Source organism: Streptomyces sclerotialus (assembly GCF_040907265.1).
In the GTDB taxonomy this organism is placed as follows: Bacteria; Actinomycetota; Actinomycetes; order Streptomycetales; family Streptomycetaceae; genus Streptomyces; species Streptomyces sclerotialus.
On the sequence record NZ_JBFOHP010000002.1, the window covers coordinates 7,797,829 to 7,819,086 of the forward strand.

The window sequence follows — 21,258 nt, forward strand, 5'->3', positions numbered from 1 at the left end:
ACGCAAGGAGTACCCGACGTGAAGATCGTGGTCATCGGAGGCACCGGCCTCGTCGGCAGCAAAGTGGTCGGCAAGCTGGGCGGCCGCGGGCACGAGGCGGTGGCCGCCTCGCCGGGCACGGGCGTCAACACCCTCACCGGGGAGGGCCTCACCGACGCGCTGGCCGGAGCCCAGGCGGTCGTGGACGTGTCCAACTCGCCCTCCTTCGAGGAGTCGGCGGTACTGGACTTCTTCACGACCTCCACCCGCAACCTGCTGGCCGCCGAGGAGGCGGCGGGCGTCGGACACCACCTGGCACTGTCGATCGTCGGCATCGAAGGCCTGCCCGACAACGGCTACTTCCGGGCGAAGGTGGCACAGGAGCAGCTGATCAAGCGGGGACCGGTGCCGTACTCGATCGTCCGGGCGACGCAGTTCTACGAGTTCGTCAAGGGCATCGCCGACTCCGCCACCGACGGTGACACCGTGCGCCTGCCGCACGTGCTCATCCAGCCCATGGCGGCCGACGACGTCGCCGAAGCGGTGGCCAGGACCGCCGTGGAGGCCCCGCTGAAGGGCACCGTCGAGGTGGCCGGGCCCCAGCAGTTCCGCTTCGATGCGCTCGTCGCCGACGCGCTGCGCGCATGGCACGACCCGCGCACGGTCGTCACCGACCCGCACGCCCCCTACTTCGGTTCGGAACTGTCGGAGCGCAGCCTCGTCCCCGACGACGGCCGCGCCGAACTCGCCGCGACCCGCTTCGACGACTGGCTGCGCTCCGCCTCCTGAAAGCCCCCGGCGTCACCGGCCGGACGCATCGGGCAGCGGGGCGTACTCCGGCTGCCACATGGCGTCCTGCACGGCCTGTACGGGGTCCTCGGGTACGACGGCGGCCACCCCGTCCTCGGCGGCCGCGCGGACCACCGCCACCGCGACCGTCGCCGAAGAGGCCCGCAGGTTCGCCACCTCCGGCAGCAGCGGGGCGCCCGGTTCGCCCGTCGTCACCTGCCCCGCGACGGCTTCGGCGGCGGCCCGCAGCATGCCGGGGGTGACGCGTGCGGCACGCGAGACGATGACGCCCAGACCGAGGCCGGGGTAGACGAGGGCGTTGTTAGCCTGCCCGATGACATGGCGCACGCCGCCGGCCTCCACGGGCTCGACCGGGACGCCGACCGCGGTGAGCGCCTTGCCGTCCGTCCAGGCCAGCAGGTCGGAGGGGAGCGCTTCGATCCGCTCGGTGGGGTTGGAGAGGGGGAGGACGACGGGCCGGTCGACGTGTTCCGCCATGGCCGTCACCACCTCGCGGGTGAAGGCGCCCCGGACGGTCGAGGTGCCCACCAGGATCGTCGGGCGGACGTTCCGTACGGTCGTCAGCAGGCCGATGTGGCCGTCGTCGGTCCAGCCGTCGGCCTCGGCGGCGGGGCGGGCGTAGCCGCGCTGGTAGTCGCGGAGGTCCGGCATGCCGTCCCGCAGCAGCCCCGGCTTGTCGACGAGCCAGAACCGCCGGGTCGCCGTGTCCTCGTCCAGGCCGTCGCGGACCATGGCCGCGCGCAGCTGGTCGGCGATGCCGACGCCCGCCGTGCCGGCGCCGAACACCACGACCCGCTGGTCGCGGAACGCGGCGCCGGTGACGTCCAGCGCGGACGACACCGCCGCGAGCGTGATGGCGCCGGTGCCCTGCATGTCGTCGTTGAACAGGCGGTGGCGCTCGCCGTAGGTCTCCAGGATGCGCCGGGCGTTGCCGGCCCCGAAGTCCTCGAAGTGCAGCAGGGCGTGCGGGTACAGCTCGGAGACGGTCCGCACGTAGTCGGCCACGAACCGGTCGTACCGCTCGCCCCGGACCCGGCTGTGCCGGACGCCGAGGTAGAGCGGGTCGTTGAGCAGCGTCTCGTTGTCGGTGCCGACGTCGAGCACCACCGGGAGGCAGCGTCCCGGATCGATGCCCGCCGCTGCCGTGTAGATCGCGAGCTTGCCTACCGAGATCTGGATGCCGTGCACGCCCCAGTCGCCGATGCCCAGGATCTGCTCGGCATCCGTCACCACGACCATGTCCACGTCGTCCGCCGACAGGTCCAGCGCCTCGAACGAACGGCGGATGTCCTGTGGACGGTCGATGGACAGGAACACCCCTCGCGGGCGCCGGTACTCATGGCTGTAATCCTTGATCGCCTGGCCCACCGTCGGGTCGTAGACGATGGGCAGCAGCTCTTCCAGGTGGTCCGTCAGCAACCGCTGGTAGAGCACCTCGTTGCGGTCGTGCAGCTGCTCCAGGTAGATGTTCGCGGCCAGGTCGGTGGGCTGCCGCCGCAACTGGTCGTACGCGCGCCGGGCCTGCTGGTCCAGGGTGAGCACGCCGTCCGGCAGCCGTCCCACCAGATCGTGCCGGTCACGCTCCTCCCGGGTGAAGGCCGTTCCGTGGTTGGTCAGGGGGTCGCTCATCACCCACGGCAGTCCGCCCACCCGTGCTCACCTCGCTCCCGACGCCCCCGCTCTCCGGTCCGTACGTCATCCCGTGGCTTCCGCTGCCCGGGCGCACTGCCCAGTATCACGCCGTGCGTACCGGGCCGCACGGCCGGCGGCGACTCGGAGCAAGCGTCTTAGCGTGCGCGAAACGCTCCGGTAACGGTGCCGGGGCGCGACAGCTCCTACGCTCGTACGCGGACCCTGTCGGCCTGCCTGGGAAGGTGCGCCCGTGGCCATCGGACCGCGTCCGCCCCGTGCGGGGCGACTGCACGCCGCCGTGGACGACGGCGTGGAGCTGCGCTACCACGTGGTGCACGGTTACCGCCGTGCCTACCGCTACGCGGGCCAGGGGCCCGCCCTCGTCCTCCTCCACGGCATCGGCGACTCCTCGGCGACCTGGGCGGGCGTCCTCCCGGCGCTGGCCCGGAACCACACGGTGATCGCCCCGGACCTGCTCGGCCACGGCGCCTCGGACAAGCCACGGGCCGACTACTCGGTGGCCGCCTACGCCAACGGCGTCCGCGACCTGCTGGGCGTGCTGGGCATCGACCGGGCGACCCTCATCGGACACTCGCTCGGGGGCGGGGTGGCCATGCAGTTCGCGTACCAGTTCCCGGAGCGCACCGAGCGTCTGGTGCTGGTCAGCGCGGGCGGCGTGGGGCGGGAGGTGACAGCCGTCCTGCGGATCGTGTCGATGCCGGTGGCGGCCGCACTGCTCGCGGTACTCGGCCTGCCGGGCATGCGCTGCCAGGCCCGGCTGGTCCTCGGGCTCCTCAAGGGCCTCGGCACGGACCTCGGCCAGGACGCGCGGGTCCTGGCGCGGCTGGTCGACGCGCTGCCGGACGCGGCCTCCCGCAACGCGTTCGTACGCAGCCTGCGGGCGGTGGTCGACTGGCGCGGCCAGGCCGTCACCATGCTGGACCGGTGCTACCTCGCCGAGGGCATGCCGACGCTCCTCCTGTGGGGGGCGCGGGACGGCGTGATACCCGTACGGCACGCCCAGCGCGCGCACGCCGCGATGCCCGGCAGCCGCCTGGAGGTCTTCGAGGACGCCGGGCACTTCCCCTTCACCGCGGACCCGGCCCGCTTCCTGGCCACGGTGGAGCACTTCCTCGCCACGACCCGGCCGGCCGACTGGAGCCCCGAACGGTGGCGCGAGCTGCTCAGAGCGGGCCGTCCCGGCAGCGCGGCGGGGCAGCCGGACGACGCCCGCAACCGCGCCGTCGAGCGCGAGCTCCAGAGCGAGAGCGAGCGCAGCGCCACGTGACCACCGGCCGCCGCCCTGTGCGCTTCAGGGGCGGCGCCAGCTGTCGTCCTGGAGGTGGGAGCCGGCCTGGGGCCCCATGCGCAGCATGCCGCCGTCGACGGCCCAGGACGCGCCCGTGACGTACGACGCGTCCGGCCCGGCGAGGAAAGCGATCACGGCGGCCACCTCGCGGGCGTCGCCCGGCCGGCCCAGCGGGACGCCGGGCCGGCTCTTGGCCATGACGTCCTCGTCCTCCTGGCCGGTCATCGGGGTGGCGATCTCGCCGGGCGCCACGGCGTTCACGGTGATGCCGTGCTCGGCCAGCTCCAGGGCCATGACCTGCGTCAGCAGGCCCAGGCCGCCCTTGGCCGCGCAGTACGGGGCCGCGCCGACCCGGGGCTGGTGCTCGTGCACGCTGGTGACGTTGACGATCCTGCCGCCGTCGCCCTGCTCGATCATGCGCCGGGCGGCGAGCTGGGAGCAGAGGAACGGGCCGGTGAGATCGGTGTCGACCACCTGCTGGAACGTCTCGTGGCCGATGTCCAGGAACGGCGTGGCGGTGCCGGTGCCGGCGTTGTTGACCAGGACGTCGAGCCTGCCCAGCCGCTCGGCGAGCCGGTCGACGGTCCCGGCGGCCGCGGGCAGGTCCGTGAGGTCCAGCTGCGCGATCTCCGCGGTCCGGCCCTTGGCGCGGACTTCCTCGGCCGTCGCCTCGGCGCCGGCCCGGTCGCTGTGCCAGGTGATGCCGATGTCCATGCCGTGTCCGGCGAGGCGTACGGCGGTGGCGCGACCGATGCCGGAGTCGGCGCCGGTGATCACGGCGACGGGGGTGGCGGGCCGGGCGGATGCCGGGTTCGTGGCCATGACGGTCCTCCTGATGCGGACGAAGGGTCTCTCTCGGGGGAGGGGGCTACCGGGAGCCGTCCCTCCCGTTCGCCGTCGACCGGACCTGTTCCTCCAGACGCTCCAGGCTCCGGTCCAGTGCGGTGTGCACCACCGCTTCGCCCGGGTCGTGGCTCTTCTCGAAGAACGACAGGTGAATGGTCACCTCGCTCGCCCCGCTGCCGATGCCGGACACCTGCAGCCACCCCGCGTAGCTGCCGTTCTCCCGGGTGCCCCACTCCACCCGCTGCTGGTCGGCCTCGGCCCGGAACAGGGCGGACGCGTCCTCCCCGGTACGGTCCTCGTGCACCGTCACCGCCGGGAGTTCCTCCTCCTGTACGTGCAGGTCGGCAGGCAGCCAGGCATCGAGCCGCGCCACATCGCCCACCTGCTCGAAGACCTGCTCGGGCAGCGCCTGCATCGTGCGCGCACGTTCGTACTCGGTCATGCCGCGCCTCTCCTTCTCGCTCGGTCCGGAACGCGTCCACGGGTTCCACGGATCCCCGCCGTCGACTCCTCCACGGAACGTCTGCCCCGTGCCGCGGCCCGGCGGCGGACGACCACCCATTTGTACGGCACGTCCCACTCGTCCGCTCACCGTCCGTGAAACGCCGTGGTCGTCCCGAGATGTGAGCGAATCGTCGGCAGGAATTTCCCCGCGGATTTTCATTGACCGGCCTTTGGCCGTCACAATCACTCAGCGACCATTCCCCGTTCTCCAGCGGACTCGGTCCTGCCCGCGTGCGGTGACGGCTGCCGCCGCCCGCGGATCCGGGAGCCGCCGGCACGGGATGGGCGCTTTCGTACGCACGACGGAACGATCTCCCTGTGAGGAGGCACGTAATTGGAAGGAAGGCTGGCCATGACGGCGGATGCGCGTGGCGAGGTCGAGGAGTTCATCCTGGGGGAGCGGTTCGCCTGCCTGGCGGGCCGTTCGGCCTGGCGCCGGGGCGGTATCACACACCGGCACTACGACCGGATGGGTACCGAGGAATCCGCCCGGCTGATGGCGCTCGACCTCGCGGAATTCGTCGGCGCGGCGGACTGGAGCGCCCGGACGTTCACCAGCTTCATCGCGACCTTCGAGGAACCTCGCGGAGTCGATGAGCTGCGCTTCGAAGAGCTTCTCTGGCAACAGCTCCAGCTGCTCCACGAACAGGACGCGGAAAGCCATCGCTGGGCCGAGGGCTATTCGTCCGATCCGCAGTCCGGCGAGTTCGCGTTCTCCGTGGCCGGCCATCCCTTCTTCGTGATAGGTCTGCACGAGACCCACCGCCGATGGGGCCGCCGGCCTCCCTTCCCGATGCTGGCCTTCAATTCCCACGAGCAGTTCGCCAGCATCAAGGGCGCCGGGATGTGGGACCGGCTCGCGGACAAGATACGCAAGCAGGACATCAAGCTGCAGGGCGATATCAATCCCAATCTGTACGAGTACGAGCAGCTTTCCGAGGCCCGCCGTTACTCCGGCCGTCCCAAGCCCGCCGACTGGCAGTGCCCCTTCACCGCCCGGGAGACCGGCCGCGGACGCGAGGAGGAACGCGAGCTGACGACCGTCTCGGGAGCCTGAGCGACCGCACGGCACGGTCACGCACGGCCACGGGCCGGCAGCCCGCCGTCCCGTGACCGTGCCCACCGCGTACGGCCGTGCCCACCGCGTACGGCCGTGCCCACGGCCTGTGTCACCGGCGCGCCGCTCCGCTGCCCCGACCGGGTGGCCTCGCCCCCTGAGCGGCCTGTCAGCTCCCGTCCGGACGCCCCCGCTGCCGACAATGCAGCGTGATCTTCGGTAACCGGCTCCGCAGGAGCGCCTCCGCACCCCGCCGCCGCCCCGGCCTCCGCCCCGTACTGGCCCTCCTCGGTGCCGCCTCCCTCGGCGCCGCCGCCCTGCCGCCCGCATCGGACGCCGCCGCGGTACCACCACCCGTCAGCAGGCCGGTGACCCCCGCCGAACAGCGCGTCAACGCCTACCTGAACAGCGTCCGGGACCGGCCGCAGGAGCTACGCGCTTTCATGAAGGCCCTCCCCAAGGGCGGCGACCTGCACAACCACCTCTCCGGCGCGGCCTCCACCGAACTGCTCGTCCGGCTCGCCGCAGAGGACGGCCTGTGCATCGACCGGCGCACCGACACCGCCGGCCCCGCGCCCTGCGGCCCGGGCACCCGGCCCGCCGCCGACACCCGCACCGACCCCGCCTTCCGGCAGCATCTGATCCGCGCCTGGTCGATGCAGGACTTCCCGCCCGGCGAATCCGGACACGACCACTTCTTCGCCGCCTTCGGCAAGTTCGGCGAGGTCACCTGGCGGCACACCGGGGAGCTGCTGGCGGACGTGACCGACACCGCCGCCGCGCACCACCAGTCGTACCTGGAGACCATGGTCACCCCGGCCGGCGGCGAAGCCCGCCGCCTGGCCGCCCGAGCCGGCTACGACGCCGACCTCTCCCGCATGCACGCCTCCCTGGTGGCCGACGGCAAGCTGGACCGCGCCGTACGCCACGCCCAGCAGGAGGCCGACAAGGCCACCGCCGACTTCCGCCGCACCGCACACTGCGACACCGACAAGCCCGCGCCCGGCTGCCACGTCACCTTCCGGTTCATCTCCCAGGCCACCCGCACCGCCCCGCCCGAGCAGGTCTTCACGCAGCTGGCGCTCGGCATGCGGCTGGCCGAACGCGACCACCGCTTCGTCGCGGTCAACCTCGTCGCCCCCGAGGACGACGAGACCGCCCTGCGCGACTACCGGCTCCACATGCGGATGCTGGACCACCTGCACGGCGTCTACCCGAAGGCCCACATCACCCTGCACGCCGGCGAACTCACCCCCGGCCTCGTCAAGCCCGCGGACCTGCGCTTCCACATCAGGGAAGCCGTGCACACCGGCCACGCCGAGCGCATCGGACACGGCGTGGACCTGGCACACGAGGACGGCGCGGAAGAACTGCTCCGCACCATGGCCCACCACGGCATCGCCCTGGAATCGCCGCTGACCAGCAACGCCCAGATCCTCGGCGTCACCGGCGACGACCACCCCTTCCCGCGCTACCGCCGGGCCGGCGTGCCCGTCACGCTCGCCACCGACGACCCCGGCATCTCCCGTACCGACATCAGCCACGAATACCAGCGCGCCGCCACCACCTACCGGCTGACCTACGCCGAGCTGAAGGACCTCGCCCGTACCTCCCTGGCGGAAGCCTTCCTGCCCGGCCCCGGCCCCCGGAACCGCGTGGCCGGCCACCCGGCCACCGGCCCCAAGGCACGGCTGCAGCACCGGCTGGAGGACGAGTTCACCCGTTTCGAGCAGCACGTACTGCGCAGGAACGGCTGACCCTGGAAGAGTGTGGCCGACGCCGGCCGCCGCGCGTACCCGCTCGCCTTCCGAAGTACCCCGGGAGCCCTCCATGCCCGTGTCCCCCGTCCCCCTGGAGCCCGTCCCCGGACCGCGCGGCCTGCCCCTGCTCGGCAACCTCCCGGCCTTCGGGAGAGACCCCCTGGGCTTCCTCGAACGGCTGCGGGACGACTTCGGGGACGCGGTGACCTGGTCCCTCGGGCCGAAACGCAGCCTGTTCCTCTTCCACCCCGCGCACATCGCGGAATTCCTGGCCGCCCGGGAACACGCCTTCGAGCTGCTGGAGGTCGGCTGGGCCTTGAAACAGCTCGTCGGCACCAGCGTCATCCTCAGCAAGGGCAGCGACTGGCGCCGCAAGCGCTCCCTGGTCCAGCCCACCGTCCGCCCGCGACAGGTCCGCGCCTACGCCTCGGACATGGTCGAGTGCGCGCGGACCGCGGCCGACGCATGGCAGGACGGTGACCGCATCGACCTGCGCGGCCAGATGAACCTGATCACCCAGCGCATCGTGCTGCGCACCCTCTTCGGCAACGACCTGGCGGAAGGCGAGCGGACCCGGGCGCTCAGCGCGGCCATGGCCGAGGCCGAACACGGCATCGGTGCCGAGCTGCGCAACATGAGCCTCTTCTTGCCGGGCTGGGCCCCCACCCCGAGCCGGCGCCGCTTCCTGCGGGCCGTCGCCACCATCGACGCCGAAGTGCACCGCCTCATCCGCGCCCGGCAGCGGCACGGCGACACCGAGGAACGCCACGACCTGCTCAGCAGGCTCCTCGCCGCCCGCGACGAAGAAGGCCGCCCGCTGACCGCCAAAGAGGTCCGCGACGAGGCCACCACCCTGTGGGCCGCCGGACACGAAACCACCTCGACCGCCCTGACCTGGACCTTCTACCTGCTGTCAGGCGCGCCGGAGGTCCGCGAACGGCTGACCGCGGAACTCGCCCAGGTCCTCGCCGGCCGTCCGCCCACCATCGACGACTACGACAACCTCCGCTGGACCCGGCAGATCATCAAGGAGTCCCTCCGGCTCTACCCGCCCGGCTGGATCATCCCCGCCGTCGCCCGCGACGGCGCCACCCTCGCCGGCATCCGCATCCCGCCCGGCACCGTCGTCTGGTGCAGCCAGTGGACCACCCACCGCGATCCCCGCTGGTTCCCCGAGCCCACCCGGTTCCGCCCCGAACGCTGGGACCCCGACGCGCCCGACCCCGTACCGGACCACGCCTGGTACCCCTTCGGCGGCGGCCAGCGCACCTGCCTCGGCGCCCGCTTCGCCCAGGTCGAAGCCGCCCTGCTGCTCGCCACCCTCGCCCAGCGCTGCCACCTCGACGTCGCCCCCGCCGACCCGGCCCCGCGCGTCGGCCTGCTCCTCCAGCCCACCACGCTCCAGGCCACCGTGCGGTGCGCCTAGCCGGTCCGCGGCCCCGCGGCAGGCCCGTGCATCCGCAGACCCCGCGGCAGGCCGTGCAGGGGCTCGGAAGGGCTCACCACCGCTTGCCGGTCAGCACGCCGATCGTCACCAGGGCCAGCACCACCCACGCGAACCAGAGCCAGCCGCTGCTGCCCAGCGCCACCGTGTACGCCGTGGCCAGGACCAGCCCGCCCACCGTGCACCCCGCCATTGCCTTAGCCGATCCGGGCATCGTGGACCCTCCTCACGGCGGCCCGCACGCGGATATGCCACGGGCCGCGGCCTTGGGGACATGTTCCCCGGCCGCGGCCCGTACCGCCAGCTCTCACCGCCCTCGCCCGGTGTCCGGACCAGGCGGCTCTCAGCCCTGGCTGCCCTGGCTTCGCGCGTTCAGCGACGCGAGATAGGCGTTGTACGCCGCCAGCTCCTTGTCGCCGTCCCGGTCGGCGGCCCGGTCCTTCCGCACCGACTGCCGCTTCTCCGTCGTGTACCACTGGAAGACCAGCGCGATCAGCACCAGCACCGACGGGATCTCACTGAACGCCCAGGCGATACCGCCCGCCGCCTGCTGGTCCGACAGCGCGTCGACCCCCAGCGAGGCCGGCGGGTTCGCGAACGTCTTCACCATCGTCTCCGACGCCATCATCAGCGCGATGCCGAAGAACGCGTGGAACGGCATGCCCGCGAACAGCTCCAGCATCCGCATCACGTAACCGGGACGGTGCGGACCCGGGTCCACCCCCATGATCGGCCAGAAGAAGACCAGGCCGACGGCCAGGAAGTGCACCATCATCGCGATGTGTCCGGCCCGCGACTCCATGAGGAAGTCGAACAGCGGCGTGAAGTAGAGCACGTACAGGCTCGCGATGAACAGCGGGATCGTGAACACCGGATGCGTGATGATCCGCATGTACCGGCTGTGCAGCAGCGCCACCAGCAGCTCGCGCGGGCCCTTACGGCCCCGGCCCGCGGTCGGCAGCGCCCGCAGGGTCAGCGTCACCGGCGCGCCGAGCAGCAGCAGGATCGGCGACAGCATGCTGATCACCATGTGCTGCACCATGTGGACGCTGAAGATGACCATGCCGTAGTCGTTGAGCTTCGTGCACATCACCAGCGCGACGGTCAGCACGCCCACGGCCCAGGCCACGGTCCGGCTCACCGGCCAGCTGTCACCGCGCCGCCGCAGCCGCAGTACGGCCCAGCCGTACAGCGCCAGCCCCAGCAGGCACCCGACGAGGAAGAAGGCGTCGCCGCCGAACTCCAGCCCGCGCCCCAGCGTGAACGGCGGCAGATCCATCATCATGCCGTGCCCGCTGTGATCCATCCGCTCGCTCCTGATTCGCACCAATGCTCCGTGACCAGCCTAGAGCGGCCCCCGGCACGGACCACGGCCGGGGGCCGCCCGTACGCCGCACAACTACTCGCCCGGGCGAGCCGGGGAAGCCGCGGAGGAGCGGCCGGAGATACGGGGCGCGGGCCGGAAACACGGAGGAGCTGCCGGGCCTAGAGGACGGTCTCCGCTTCCGCGTACCGGTCGCCCGGGACGGTCTTCAGCGTCTCGACGGCCTCGGCCAGCGGCACCAGCGTGATGTCCGTGCCGCGCAGCGCCGTCATCATCCCGAAGTCGCCGCGGTGCGCCGCCTCCACCGCGTGCCACCCGAAGCGGGTCGCGAGCACACGGTCGTACGCGGTCGGCGTACCGCCGCGCTGCACATGGCCCAGGATCACCGCACGGGCCTCCTTGCCGAGCCGGCCCTCCAGCTCGTCGGCCAGCTGCCGGGCGACGCCGGCGAAGCGCTCGTGCCCGTACACGTCCTTGCCGCCGACCTCGAAGTCCATCGAGCCGGCGCGCGGCTTCGCACCCTCCGCCACGACGACGATCGCGAACTTCTTGCCCGCGTCGAAGCGTGCCGCGACCCGCTGCGTCAGCTCCTCGATGTCGAAGGGCCGCTCGGGCACGACGATGGCGTGCGCACCGGCCGCCATGCCGGAGTGCAGCGCGATCCACCCGGTGTGCCGGCCCATGACCTCGACGATCAGCACCCGCTGATGCGACTCGGCGGTGGTCTTGAGGCGGTCCAGCGCCTCGGTCGCCACGCCCACCGCCGTGTCGAACCCGAAGGTCAGGTCGGTCGACGCGATGTCGTTGTCGATCGTCTTCGGTACGCCGACGATCGGCAGCCCGGCGTCCGACAGCAGCCGCGCCGCCTTGAGCGTGCCCTCGCCGCCGATCGGGATGATGGCGTCGAGGCCGAGGTCGGCGACGTGGCCGCGGGCCCGCTCGACACCGTCCCGCAGATGGGCCGGCTGGACGCGGGAAGAGCCGAGGATGGTGCCGCCACGGGCCAGGATGCCGCCTACCGCGTCCAGGTCGAGCTTGCGGTAGTCGCACTCCAGCAGGCCGCGCCAGCCGTCGACGAAGCCGATGACGTCGTCGCCGTGGTCGGCGACGGCGCGGTGCACGACGGAGCGGATGACGGCGTTCAGACCGGGGCAGTCGCCTCCGGAGGTGAGTACACCAATACGCATTGCTCGTAGAAACCCTCTGCGATTCAACCGGATGCCCGGACCCCGTCGTCCGGTTGGATGCGCACACCCTACAAGCGCGGCGCACCCCTCCGTAGCGCCTGCCCGCACTACGGGAAAGCGGCCCCTCACATGCGCCGATCCCGGCCACACCTGAGCGCCTCAGGTCTTCCCACACGCCCCACCCGGGCACGCCGAACCCCCCTTGCCCGTTGATATGGCAAGGGGGGCCGCGTGCCGAAACGTTGTCCCGTAAGCGTCCTACGCCGGCTGCGTCGCCGCCGCGATCCGCTCCTGGCGCAGCGCCTCGTACCAGTGGTCGTTCACCGGCGGCAGCGCGTTCACGTCCAGCGCCAGCTTGATCAGCAGGTCGGCGATGTGCGGATTACGGGCCATCACCGGGCCGTGCATGTACGTACCGAAGACCGTGTCGTTCCACGCGCCCTCGTAGCCGTCACCCACGCCGTTGCCGTTGCCGAACCGTACCTTCGCGAACGGCCGGGCGGTCTGGCCGAGGTGCGTGACGCCCTGGTGGTTCTCGAAGCCGGTCAGCGGCGGGAGGTTGAGCTGCGGGTCGATGTCGGCCAGTACGTCGCCGACGCACCGCTCGCCCTCGCCGCGGGTGCTCACCACGTCCAGCAGCCCGAGGCCCTGCTCGCGCTCGCCCAGGTCGTTGATGAACTCGTGGCCCAGGATCTGGTACCCGGCGCAGACCGAGAAGACGATCGCGCCGTTGGCGACCGCCCGGTTCAGGCCGCCGTCCCGGCGCAGCCGCTCGGCCGCCAGCCGCTGCGGCCGGTCCTCGCCGCCGCCGATCAGGTAGATGTCGCCCGAGGTGGGGATCTGCTGGTCGGAGCGGACGTCCAGGCGCTGGACGTCCAGCCGGCGCTGCCGCGCCCGGCGCTCCACCACCAGTGCGTTGCCCTGGTCCCCGTACGTGCTCAGCAGGTCCGGGTAGATCCACACCAGACGCAGGCTGTTCTCACTCATGCTTGCTCGTCCTTGTCCGTTGCGGATCCGGTCAGTTGCCCACGCGGCGGCGCAGGTCCTGGAAGGCGGTGTAGTTCGCGATGACCTCGATACGGCCGGGCGGTGCCTGCCGTACGGCCTCGTCGACGTTCTCGCACACCTGGAAGTCCAGGCCCGCGACCTCCAGCCGGACGGCCAGGTCCAGCTTGCGGTCGCCGATCACGAAGATCGGGTGGCCGGCGAGCCGGGTGTAGTCGACGTCCCAGAGCCAGGAGGTGTCCGTGCCGTCGGCGCCGCGGGCGTTGACGGACAGGATCACCGGGGTGGGCGGCGGGTCGATCAGCGAGAACGTCTCCAGCCAGCCGGCCGGGTTCTTCGCCAGCAGCAGCCGCAGTTCGCGCTGAATGAAGGAGACCACGTCGTACCGGCCGGCGACGGCCTGGACGGAGTACATCCGCTCCAGGGCGACCTGCGGGGGCACACCGAACGCGGCGGCCACTGCGGCCGAGGTCGTGGCGTTGGCCTTGTTGGCACGCCCTGGCAGCTGGAGCTTGATCGGCCAGGCGGAGCCGTGCGGGTCCAGGACGTGGTCGCCGGAGAGCGCCCAGCTCGGCGTCGGGCGGCGGAAGCCGCACTCGCCGCAGAACCAGTCGTCGCCGGGGCGCTGCATCACGCCGCCGCAGGACGGGCAGGACCAGGCGTCGTCCTTCCACTCCTGGCCGGCGGCGACCCAGACGACGTTGGCGGACGAGGAGGCGGCCCAGACGATCAGCGGGTCGTCGGCGTTGGCGACGACGAGCGCCTTGGAACCCGCCAGGCCCTCGCGCCACTTCTCCGCCAGCATGCGGGTCTCGGCGGCGCGGTCGAGCTGGTCACGCGAAAGGTTGAGCAGCGCGATGGCCTTGGGGGTGACGTCCCGGGCGACGCCCGCGAGGTACTTCTCGTCGACCTCGATGACGCCGTACTTCGCGTCCGAACCCCCGGCGAGCGCCGAGGTGATGCCGGCCGGCATGTTCGCGCCGAGTGCGTTGGAGACCACGGGACCGCTGGCCCGCAGCGCCTCCGCGATCAGCCGCGTGGTGGTGGTCTTGCCGTTGGTCGCGGACACCAGGACCACGTCCAGGTGGGTCGCGAGCCGGGCCAGCAGGTCGGGGTCGAGCCTGAGGGCGACCTTGCCACCGATCACCGAGCCGCTGCCGCGGCCCACCGCGCGCGACGCCGCCGCCGCGGCCCTGCCCGCCGTCACGGCCAGCCTGGCCCGCGGCGACAGCGGGTCCGTGTTGCCTGCCATCGTTCTGGTTCCTCCTTGCATCCGGCGCCCTCATGCCCCCTGGGGCCGCCGGTGGAACGCCCCTCCGTACCGGCCCGGCCGGCCGGGAGGCTGTGGTTGGGGATCAGCCTATCGATTTCCACGCCGGAGCCCGAACCAGACCACCCGTGGGGAAGTGTGAAGGTTACCGGCGCGGCAGTGTTCCGGACGGGGCGGCGTGCCCGTCGGCCGGGACCGGAACGCCGCTGGTCGTCGGCCGGAACGTACCCTTTCCGTCATGCGAAACCGCTCCCTCCCCGGCAGTTCCGGCCGCGTCCGTCCCATGCGGCTGCTCGGCGATCCGACCCTGCACGCTCCGTGCGAGGAGGTCACCGACTTCGGGCCGGCGCTGGCGCGGCTGGTGGAGGACATGTTCGCGACGATGTACGCGGCCCGCGGGGTCGGCCTCGCCGCGAATCAGATCGGCGTGGACCGGCGGGTGTTCGTGTACGACTGCCCGGACGACGAGGACGTCCGTCACCTGGGGCACGTCATCAATCCGCGGCTGGTGTCGGTGGGCGGCGAGCTCGTCCGCGGCCCCGAGGGGTGCCTGTCGCTGCCCGGCATCGAGGCGGGTACGCCGCGCCACGACGAGGCGGTGGTCGAGGGCGTCACGCTGGACGGGGAGCCCTGCCGGATCGCCGGTACCGGTTTCTTCGCCCGCTGCCTGCAGCACGAGTGCGACCATCTGGACGGCGGGCTCTACGTCGATCACCTCACCGGCCTGCGCCGCCGCCGCGCACTGCGGGCGGCGGCCAAGGCGCCGTGGGCTCCGGGGCGCGCGTAGCACGGATTTTGGGCGGGTCGGGCAACCTCCTGGGCGGGTCGGGCACCACGTCAGCTGCTGGAGCGTTCCCGGTACGAGGGGGGCTCGAGAGCCGAAACGTCACCTCCGGGGCCGGCCCGGCCCCGCCCTAGGTCGTTTCTGATGGCTCTTGATCGGCTGTCGGGGAGATCATCCGCGCAACGCGAATTGCCTTGTGAGGCGCCTGCCACCCAGCCGGCCACACCCATGACAGCCATCGGATAGGTTCAAGAGCCGCCAGAAGGGCTCTAGAACCCGGGCCCGCCCGGCCGGTCGCCCGCTGCCGCGAGCCGGCCCCACAAGAGGTCCGCGAGATGCTGTACCAATTGCGCTCGCGAACACGGCTGCTCCCGTAGCCACCAGTCGCCGGCCGCGTGCATCATCCCGACGATGCCGTGGCCCCAGACCCGCGCCAGCTCGCCGCCGGCCGGGCCGAGGTCCACCCGCTCGGCGATGACCTGCGCCAGCTCCTCGCCGAGGCGGCGCAGCAGGGGAGCGGAGTGCCGGCCGACGTCGAAGCCGCGGTCGGCGGTCTGGCCCTCGTCGGACGGATGCATCAGGAAGCGGTAGACCTGCGGCCGGGCCTCGATCGCCGCGAGGTAGGTGTCGAGCGTGGCCTCGACCCGGTCCCTCCGTGGTACGGGGGAGTCCAGCGCGGCTCGCAGACCGGCGAGGAGGGCGTCGGTGTGGCGTACGGCGAGTGCGCGGTAGAGGCCGCCCTTGTCGCCGAAGTGCCGGTAGAGGATCGGCTTGGTGATCCCGGCCTCGGCCGCGATCGCGTTCATCGACGCCTCCGGGCCGTCGCGGAGGACCACCCGGTCCGCGGCCTCCAGCAGCTCGCGTCGTCGGCGCTCACTGGCCGTACGGCGGCTCTCCTGTGTCATTTCCATCGTCCGGCTCCCCGCCCTGGTGAATTCGTGCTGTTCGCGCAACGTAACACCCTGCCATCGGACGGGAGATATCGGTCGTTGAGGTTGACATCCCTTACTCGTGAGTAACAGACTGCTGTTACCGCAAGTAACGCACTGCTGGAGGGGTCATGGCCGAGTTCACCATGGAGCTCAACGACGAGCAGAAGGAAGTCCGGGACTGGATCCACGGGTTCGCCGCGGACGTCATGCGCCCCGCAGCCGCCGAGTGGGACGAGCGCGAGGAGACCCCCTGGCCCGTCATCCAGGAAGCGGCCAAGATCGGAATCTACTCCCTCGACTTCTACGCCCAGCAGTACTTCGACCCCACCGGCCTCGGCATTCCCATGGCCATGGAGGAGCTGTTCTGGGGCGACGCGGGCATCGCCCTGTCGATCGTCGGCACCGGCCTGGCCGCCGTCGGCGTCCTCGCCAACGGCACCGAGGAGCAGATCGGCACCTGGATCCCGCAGATGTACGGCGACGTCAACGACGTGAAGGTCGCCGCCTTCTGCTCCTCCGAGCCCGACGCCGGCTCCGACGTCGCCTCGATGCGCACCCGCGCCGTCTACGACGAGGCCAAGGACGAGTGGGTGCTCAACGGCACCAAGACCTGGGCCACCAACGGCGGCATCGCCAACGTCCACGTCGTCGTCGCGGTCGTCGACCCCGAGCTCGGCTCCAAGGGCCACGCCTCCTTCATCATCCCGCCGGACACCCCGGGCCTCTCCCAGGGCCAGAAGTTCCAGAAGCACGGCATCCGCGCCTCGCACACCGCCGAGGTCGTGCTCGACAACGTACGCATCCCCGGCAGCTGCCTGCTCGGCGGCAAGGACAAGCTGGACGAGCGGCTGGCCCGCGCCCGGGAGCGTGCGAAGAGCGGCGGCGAGCGCGTGAAGAACGCCGCGATGGCCACCTTCGAGGCCTCCCGCCCGGCGGTCGGCGCGATGGCCGTCGGCACCGCCCGCGCCGCGTACGAGGAGGCCCTCGAATACGCGAAGACCCGCGAGCAGTTCGGCCGCCCGATCATCGACAACCAGGGCGTCGCCTTCCAGCTCGCCGACATGCGGACGTCGATCGACGCGGCCCGGCTGCTGGTCTGGCGCGCCTCCTGGATGGCGGTGAACGGCAAGCCCTTCACCGCCGCCGAGGGTTCCCAGTCCAAGCTCTTCGCGAGTGAGACCGCCAAGAAGGTCACCGCCCAGGCCATCCAGATCCTCGGCGGCAACGGCTTCACCCGCGAGTACCCGGTCGAGCGCATGCACCGCGACGCCGCGATCTACACGATCTTCGAGGGCACGAGCGAGATCCAGCGACTGGTGATCGCACGGACGCTGGCGGGGATGCCGATCCGGTAACGGACTGCTGCAGCAGAGTACGCGTAGAGCACACAACGAGAAGGGCCCCGGCCTTGACAGGTCTGGGCCCTTTCGTGGCCTACTCCGCGTGTTCCGCCTTCAGGAGTGCCAGGTATGCGGCGGCGGACTCGGCTTCGGCTGCTCCGATGCGCCGGTAGATACCGATGGCCTGGTGGAGCTCGTCCATCGCTGCCGCGCGGTCGCCGGTGTGGACCAGGCAACGGGCCGACCCTTCCAAGGCTCGGGCTTCTTCCAGCGGACTGTGTATCTCCCGGGCCAGTCTCAAGGCCTGTCGATGTCGCATACGCCCTGCTCGGGGCTCTCCGGACACAGCGGAGAACGTCCCCAGGCTGTTCATCACCTCGGCCAGGCCGAGCCGGTCACCGAGGTCCTCAAACAGCCCTCGGGCCTGCTGCAGAAGATCAGCCGCCGCACCATAGTCGCCGGTCAGGTACCGTACGACGCCGAGATCACGAAGAGCGTCGGCCAGGCCGAGTCGGCTTCCGAGGTCCTGGTACAGGCCCCGGGCCTGCTGCAGGAGATCGGCCGCCGCCCCGTAGTCGTCGGTCAGATACCGCACGATGCCGAGATCGTTGAGGGTGTCGGCCAGGCCGAGCTGGTCACCGAGGTCCTGGAACAGACTCCGGGCCTGTTGCAGAAGGTCGGCCGCTGCCGCGTAGTCGCCGGTCAGGTAACGGACGATGCCGAGATCGCGGAGGGTGTAGCCCAGGCCGAGCCGGCCCTCCTGGCCCTGGTACAGGCCCCGGGCCTGTTGCAGAAGGTCGGCCGCCGCCGCGTAGTCACCGGTCAATCGCCTCACGGTACCGAGATCGCGGAGGGTGTCGGCCAGGCCGAGCCGGTCACCGAGGTCCCGGTACAGAGCCCCGGCCTGTCGCAGAAGGTCGGCCGCCTTCTCGTAGTCGTCGGTCAGACGCCGCACGATGCCGAGATCACGGAGTGCGTTGGCCAGGCTGTGTCGGTCGCGGTGGTGGCGAGCGGTGGTGGCGGCGTGCTGATGGAGGGTGGCGGCCTGAGGCCAGGGGCCTTCGTGTCGGAGGAAGGAGGCCATGGCCGCGGTCAGGTGGATCCGGCGTGTGGCTTGATCGGGGGCCAGGGTGTCGAGGCAGGCGAGCAGATTGGTGCGTTCGGTACGCATCCACTCCAGGGCGCTAGCTCGTCCGGGAAGGGGCGGGATGGCCACTGGTGCGCGGGTGGCGGGTGGGGCATGACGGGTAGTGCGGCTCAAGTGACGGTCGGCGGCCTGGGCGGTGTGCTGGTAGTAGTCCAGGAGTTGGCTCAGGGACCGGGCACGGTCGTCGGCGGGGTCGGTGTCGGTGCTGAGGGCGCGTGCGTAGGCGCGCAGGAGGTCGTGTGGCTGGTAGCGGCCGGGAGCGGCCTCGTCGAGGAGGTGGTGGGTGTAGAGGGCTTCCAGGTGGTGGCGGGTCTCGGAGAGGGGCGTGTTGCCGAGAGCGGCTGCGGCGTAGATATCGATGTCGGGGCCGGGGTGGAGGCCGATGCGGCGGAAGAGCCGCTGCTGGCCGGGGGTGAGGTCGTGGTAGGAGAGGGTGAAGGCGGTATAGACCGCACGGTCACCGCCGGCGAGTTCGCCCAGGCGGTCCCGGGTGGCGGCGAACTCGGTGGCGAACTCGGCAATGGACCACTTGTGTTTCGAGCGGAGGCGTCCGGCGAGCAGGGCGATGGCCAGCGGCAGGTACCCGCACAGTCGCACCGTCTCGTCCACCGCTTCCCTCTCGCTGCCTGTCGGGACGCGGTGGGCCAGGCGGGTGAACAGGGCTGCGGCGTCGCCGGGTTCGAGGGAGTCCAGGGACAGGGGGTGGGCGCCGTCCAGGGCGATCAGACGGGTGCGGCTGGTGACCAGCGTCAGACTGCCGGGGCTGCTGGGCAGAAGCGGGGTGATCTGGGCATGCCCGGCGGCGTCGTCGAGGACCAGCAGCACCTTCTTGCCGGTGAGGCGGTCGCGCCACAGAGCGGAGCGCCCCTCCAGGGTCGCGGGAAGGTTGCGGGGGTCGATGCCCAGGTCGGTCAGCAGCATGGCCAGGACGTCGATGGGCTCGGCGGGGGTCTGGCCAGGGGTGTGAGCGTGCAGGTCGTGGAAGAACTGCCCGTCCGGGAACCGGTCGGCGAGCCGGTGTGCGGCGTGAGTGACCAGGGCGGTCTTGCCGATGCCCGGCATCCCGTCCACAGTGTGGATGTTCACCACCCGTCCCGGCGCCGCCGCGACCAGCAGATACTCCAGTTCCCTCACTCGGCCGGTGTAGCCTGCGACATCGGGGGGCAGGCCGTGCGTGACCACCGGGCGATCAGGGGCCGGTGCCTCCACCACGGTGCTCTGACTGATGTCCCTCCCGGCTGTCAGTGATGTTCCGCCGGACTGCCACAGGCCTTGCTTCACGTACGCAGCGGGCAGCACGCCTGGGGTGGTCAGGCTTTTGGGGGCGAGGCGTTGCCCTGGTGGTAATCGCGTCCGACTTGGATGCCCGAGCCACCCCGGACGGTCTGGTGCTGGATGACGGAGTAGACCCGATCGCGCTCCGACGGAGCAAGGGTGGGAGTGAGCCGGTCGTCCAGTAGCCGCCGCACCTCATCGGCCGCGTGCGGATCCTGTTGCAGCAGTTTCTGCAACTGCACCCGCCACATTCCCTCCAGGGCCTGTTCGGTGTCGGCATCCTCAGCCTCGCGAGCCTGGAGGACCTGCCCACGCAGCACTTCCAAGTCGCGGCCGATCTCCTCGGCCCGCTCCGGGTGCACCCGCCGCCACAAGGCCACCACACCGTCCCGGACCTGCTTCCACGCATCGGTCGCCATCGCTCCCACCAGCGCCGACCCCGCGGCCATCGTCAGAGGATCCATCCCTACCCTCACGGCATTTCCGGGGAATTCCACGGCAAATTTTATGCCCGCCCACTTAGACGGGCCATCAGCCGCATGGCATCGAACAGTGATCGAACGGCCCGGCCTCTCCCGCTGATCGGGCTGACTCACTGCCTGGGTTCCCTTGGTGTTGCCGAGGCACGATCCGACCGTGCTCCGGCTATGCGGGATGAGGCGAAGCAGGTCGCCATCACTCAGGCGAGCCGTGATCGGACTGCTGTCCTGCAGGAGATGGGGCGGTGTCTCCCGGGCTCGTCATCGCCCTTCCTCGCTGCGGAGGGGCCGAGTTCTCGAGTGCTTCAGACGCGGTTGCCCCCGAGGTCGTGCCTCACGGAGTGCTCCGCCGACCGTTGCTCAGGGGGCGGCGCCGGGTCGGCTGCCTGCAGCCGCAGCAGGGACCGGGCAGACCCGTGGGCCACGCAGATGTTGCTGTCCGATCGGGGGGTGCCGCGTCGATTTGTTCGCCCGCGACGCCGTACCCCTCGTCCCCGCACGCCGACAGGACCGCCCGCGCGACGGCAATCTTGGGTTTCTTCTGCAAAGCCGGGCCCGGGCCTGGACGGCGCTGCGAAGTTCGGGGAAACAGGTCTCCCATACGTGCAGGATCTAGGCCGGGCCCAGCCGCTCGGCCACAGCTGCCGCAGCCGGTGCCGGCTGAACAGCCGTGCCTGGTCGGCGGCCGAGCCTTCAGCAGGAGTTTGCGGTACAGCAGCGTGCAGTACCAGGGCTCGGAGACGTTGATACGCGCCGGCAGTTTCCGGTCGGTGAGGTGGGCGGGGACGTCTACCGGGCCGGCGTCGGGGCCGCGCAGTGCCGCAAGGTCGGGCACGACCTCGAAGCCGTGGAACAGCAGCCAGTCGCCGGTCTGCGGGTCGGTGAGAGCCCCGGCGATGTCGGGTGCCACCTTTCCCCGCCGTACCGCTTCCTGGATCACCTCGTGCTGCTGCGCGCGGTCCCGGGCGACGGCGCCGAAGTCCGGGGCTTCCTGGAAACCGGCCTCCTCCTGGAAACCGGCGGCCCCGCCGAAAACCGGGACCGCGTCGAACTCCTCGTCGGCAAAGTCTGGTGTGTCAGGGATTGTTGGCATCGCTCACGTCTTTCGGGCACGGCGGGTCCGGTACGGGGACGTACACGGAGTGCGGCGCGGTGATCACCGTGACTGCCCTGC

19 protein-coding genes are annotated in these 21,258 nt (G+C 71.4%); 7 read left to right on the forward strand and 12 right to left on the reverse strand.

Annotated features, from left to right (window positions below; genetic code table 11):
- Positions 1–18: 18 nt before the first annotated feature.
- Complete coding sequence (locus AAC944_RS34335; RefSeq protein ID WP_030608282.1) at positions 19–768, forward strand: SDR family oxidoreductase; 750 nt, start codon at positions 19–21, stop codon at positions 766–768.
- A 12-nt stretch (positions 769–780) separates the two neighbouring features.
- Here AAC944_RS34335 and AAC944_RS34340 read toward each other — a convergent pair whose 3' ends face one another.
- Entirely contained in the window at positions 781–2,418 is a 1,638-nt protein-coding gene (locus tag AAC944_RS34340) for an NAD-dependent malic enzyme (RefSeq protein ID WP_030608279.1), read from the reverse strand.
- 253 nt (positions 2,419–2,671) lie between these two features.
- Between AAC944_RS34340 and AAC944_RS34345 the strand changes: the two genes are divergently transcribed.
- Positions 2,672–3,709, forward strand: a complete 1,038-nt coding sequence (locus AAC944_RS34345; protein ID WP_030608276.1) for an alpha/beta fold hydrolase — start codon at positions 2,672–2,674, stop codon at positions 3,707–3,709.
- Between the two features lie 24 nt (positions 3,710–3,733).
- Here the strand turns inward: AAC944_RS34345 and AAC944_RS34350 are convergent, their stop codons facing one another.
- Together AAC944_RS34350 and AAC944_RS34355 are read right to left on the reverse strand one after the other, a co-directional pair.
- Positions 3,734–4,552 carry an SDR family oxidoreductase gene (locus AAC944_RS34350; RefSeq protein ID WP_051871387.1) on the reverse strand — a complete coding sequence of 273 codons (819 nt, stop codon included), beginning with the start codon at positions 4,550–4,552 and terminating at the stop codon, positions 3,734–3,736.
- 46 nt (positions 4,553–4,598) lie between these two features.
- Positions 4,599–5,018: an SRPBCC family protein gene (locus AAC944_RS34355; RefSeq protein WP_030608270.1), complete on the reverse strand. Its 420-nt coding sequence runs from the start codon at positions 5,016–5,018 to the stop codon at positions 4,599–4,601.
- A gap of 414 nt (positions 5,019–5,432) precedes the next feature.
- On the opposite strand from AAC944_RS34355, the gene gntA reads away from it, so the two are divergent.
- The 3 genes from gntA (at position 5,433) to AAC944_RS34370 (ending at position 9,323) form a co-directional block, all read left to right on the forward strand.
- Complete coding sequence (gntA, locus tag AAC944_RS34360; protein ID WP_030608267.1) at positions 5,433–6,137, forward strand: guanitoxin biosynthesis heme-dependent pre-guanitoxin N-hydroxylase GntA; 705 nt, start codon at positions 5,433–5,435, stop codon at positions 6,135–6,137.
- Between the two features lie 209 nt (positions 6,138–6,346).
- The gene (locus AAC944_RS34365) at positions 6,347–7,894 is read left to right on the forward strand and encodes an adenosine deaminase family protein (RefSeq protein ID WP_368396652.1); all 1,548 of its coding nucleotides are present in this window, start codon (positions 6,347–6,349) and stop codon (positions 7,892–7,894) included.
- A 73-nt stretch (positions 7,895–7,967) separates the two neighbouring features.
- Entirely contained in the window at positions 7,968–9,323 is a 1,356-nt protein-coding gene (locus AAC944_RS34370; protein ID WP_030608261.1) for a cytochrome P450, read from the forward strand.
- A 73-nt stretch (positions 9,324–9,396) separates the two neighbouring features.
- Here the strand turns inward: AAC944_RS34370 and AAC944_RS34375 are convergent, their stop codons facing one another.
- The 5 genes from AAC944_RS34375 to AAC944_RS34395 form a co-directional block, all read right to left on the reverse strand.
- Entirely contained in the window at positions 9,397–9,555 is a 159-nt protein-coding gene (locus AAC944_RS34375; RefSeq protein ID WP_030608258.1) for a hypothetical protein, read from the reverse strand.
- A gap of 129 nt (positions 9,556–9,684) precedes the next feature.
- A complete protein-coding gene (locus AAC944_RS34380; RefSeq protein ID WP_030608256.1) occupies positions 9,685–10,647 on the reverse strand; it encodes a cytochrome c oxidase assembly protein in 963 nt (320 codons plus the stop codon).
- A 179-nt stretch (positions 10,648–10,826) separates the two neighbouring features.
- The gene (locus AAC944_RS34385) at positions 10,827–11,852 is read right to left on the reverse strand and encodes a 6-phosphofructokinase (RefSeq protein ID WP_030608253.1); all 1,026 of its coding nucleotides are present in this window, start codon (positions 11,850–11,852) and stop codon (positions 10,827–10,829) included.
- 258 nt (positions 11,853–12,110) lie between these two features.
- On the reverse strand, positions 12,111–12,839 hold the full coding sequence (locus tag AAC944_RS34390; RefSeq protein ID WP_030608251.1) for a type 1 glutamine amidotransferase: 729 nt from the start codon (positions 12,837–12,839) through the stop codon (positions 12,111–12,113).
- 31 nt (positions 12,840–12,870) lie between these two features.
- Positions 12,871–14,109, reverse strand: a complete 1,239-nt coding sequence (locus AAC944_RS34395; protein ID WP_030608249.1) for a MurT ligase domain-containing protein — start codon at positions 14,107–14,109, stop codon at positions 12,871–12,873.
- A gap of 256 nt (positions 14,110–14,365) precedes the next feature.
- Between AAC944_RS34395 and def the strand changes: the two genes are divergently transcribed.
- Positions 14,366–14,914, forward strand: coding sequence for a peptide deformylase (def, locus tag AAC944_RS34400; protein WP_030608248.1), 549 nt, complete (start codon positions 14,366–14,368; stop codon positions 14,912–14,914).
- Between the two features lie 266 nt (positions 14,915–15,180).
- Here the strand turns inward: def and AAC944_RS34405 are convergent, their stop codons facing one another.
- Positions 15,181–15,822: a TetR/AcrR family transcriptional regulator gene (locus tag AAC944_RS34405; RefSeq protein WP_030608246.1), complete on the reverse strand. Its 642-nt coding sequence runs from the start codon at positions 15,820–15,822 to the stop codon at positions 15,181–15,183.
- A gap of 149 nt (positions 15,823–15,971) precedes the next feature.
- Between AAC944_RS34405 and AAC944_RS34410 the strand changes: the two genes are divergently transcribed.
- Positions 15,972–17,198, forward strand: coding sequence for an acyl-CoA dehydrogenase family protein (locus AAC944_RS34410; protein WP_030608244.1), 1,227 nt, complete (start codon positions 15,972–15,974; stop codon positions 17,196–17,198).
- A gap of 79 nt (positions 17,199–17,277) precedes the next feature.
- Here AAC944_RS34410 and AAC944_RS34415 read toward each other — a convergent pair whose 3' ends face one another.
- The 3 genes from AAC944_RS34415 to AAC944_RS34425 all read right to left on the reverse strand — a co-directional run bounded on the left by AAC944_RS34415 (position 17,278) and on the right by AAC944_RS34425 (position 21,177).
- On the reverse strand, positions 17,278–19,464 hold the full coding sequence (locus tag AAC944_RS34415; protein WP_196942766.1) for an ATP-binding protein: 2,187 nt from the start codon (positions 19,462–19,464) through the stop codon (positions 17,278–17,280).
- A gap of 176 nt (positions 19,465–19,640) precedes the next feature.
- Positions 19,641–20,069, reverse strand: a complete 429-nt coding sequence (locus AAC944_RS34420) for a hypothetical protein (protein ID WP_030608239.1) — start codon at positions 20,067–20,069, stop codon at positions 19,641–19,643.
- A 349-nt stretch (positions 20,070–20,418) separates the two neighbouring features.
- Positions 20,419–21,177, reverse strand: coding sequence for a hypothetical protein (locus AAC944_RS34425; RefSeq protein ID WP_030608236.1), 759 nt, complete (start codon positions 21,175–21,177; stop codon positions 20,419–20,421).
- Positions 21,178–21,258: the final 81 nt, after the last annotated feature.

What these genes read in the sequence shown, in the direction of transcription:
- AAC944_RS34340 (WP_030608279.1), bottom strand. Translation starts at nt 2,418, where the DNA reads ATGAGCGACCCCCTGACCAACCACGGAACGGCCTTCACCCGGGAGGAG.
- AAC944_RS34350 (WP_051871387.1), bottom strand. Translation starts at nt 4,552, where the DNA reads ATGGCCACGAACCCGGCATCCGCCCGGCCCGCCACCCCCGTCGCCGTG.
- AAC944_RS34355 (WP_030608270.1), bottom strand. Translation starts at nt 5,018, where the DNA reads ATGACCGAGTACGAACGTGCGCGCACGATGCAGGCGCTGCCCGAGCAG.
- gntA (WP_030608267.1), top strand. Translation starts at nt 5,433, where the DNA reads ATGACGGCGGATGCGCGTGGCGAGGTCGAGGAGTTCATCCTGGGGGAG.
- AAC944_RS34370 (WP_030608261.1), top strand. Translation starts at nt 7,968, where the DNA reads ATGCCCGTGTCCCCCGTCCCCCTGGAGCCCGTCCCCGGACCGCGCGGC.
- AAC944_RS34375 (WP_030608258.1), bottom strand. Translation starts at nt 9,555, where the DNA reads ATGCCCGGATCGGCTAAGGCAATGGCGGGGTGCACGGTGGGCGGGCTG.
- AAC944_RS34380 (WP_030608256.1), bottom strand. Translation starts at nt 10,647, where the DNA reads ATGGATCACAGCGGGCACGGCATGATGATGGATCTGCCGCCGTTCACG.
- AAC944_RS34385 (WP_030608253.1), bottom strand. Translation starts at nt 11,852, where the DNA reads ATGCGTATTGGTGTACTCACCTCCGGAGGCGACTGCCCCGGTCTGAAC.
- AAC944_RS34390 (WP_030608251.1), bottom strand. Translation starts at nt 12,839, where the DNA reads ATGAGTGAGAACAGCCTGCGTCTGGTGTGGATCTACCCGGACCTGCTG.
- AAC944_RS34395 (WP_030608249.1), bottom strand. Translation starts at nt 14,109, where the DNA reads ATGGCAGGCAACACGGACCCGCTGTCGCCGCGGGCCAGGCTGGCCGTG.
- def (WP_030608248.1), top strand. Translation starts at nt 14,366, where the DNA reads ATGCGAAACCGCTCCCTCCCCGGCAGTTCCGGCCGCGTCCGTCCCATG.
- AAC944_RS34405 (WP_030608246.1), bottom strand. Translation starts at nt 15,822, where the DNA reads ATGGAAATGACACAGGAGAGCCGCCGTACGGCCAGTGAGCGCCGACGA.
- AAC944_RS34410 (WP_030608244.1), top strand. Translation starts at nt 15,972, where the DNA reads ATGGCCGAGTTCACCATGGAGCTCAACGACGAGCAGAAGGAAGTCCGG.
- AAC944_RS34420 (WP_030608239.1), bottom strand. Translation starts at nt 20,069, where the DNA reads ATGGATCCTCTGACGATGGCCGCGGGGTCGGCGCTGGTGGGAGCGATG.
- AAC944_RS34425 (WP_030608236.1), bottom strand. Translation starts at nt 21,177, where the DNA reads ATGCCAACAATCCCTGACACACCAGACTTTGCCGACGAGGAGTTCGAC.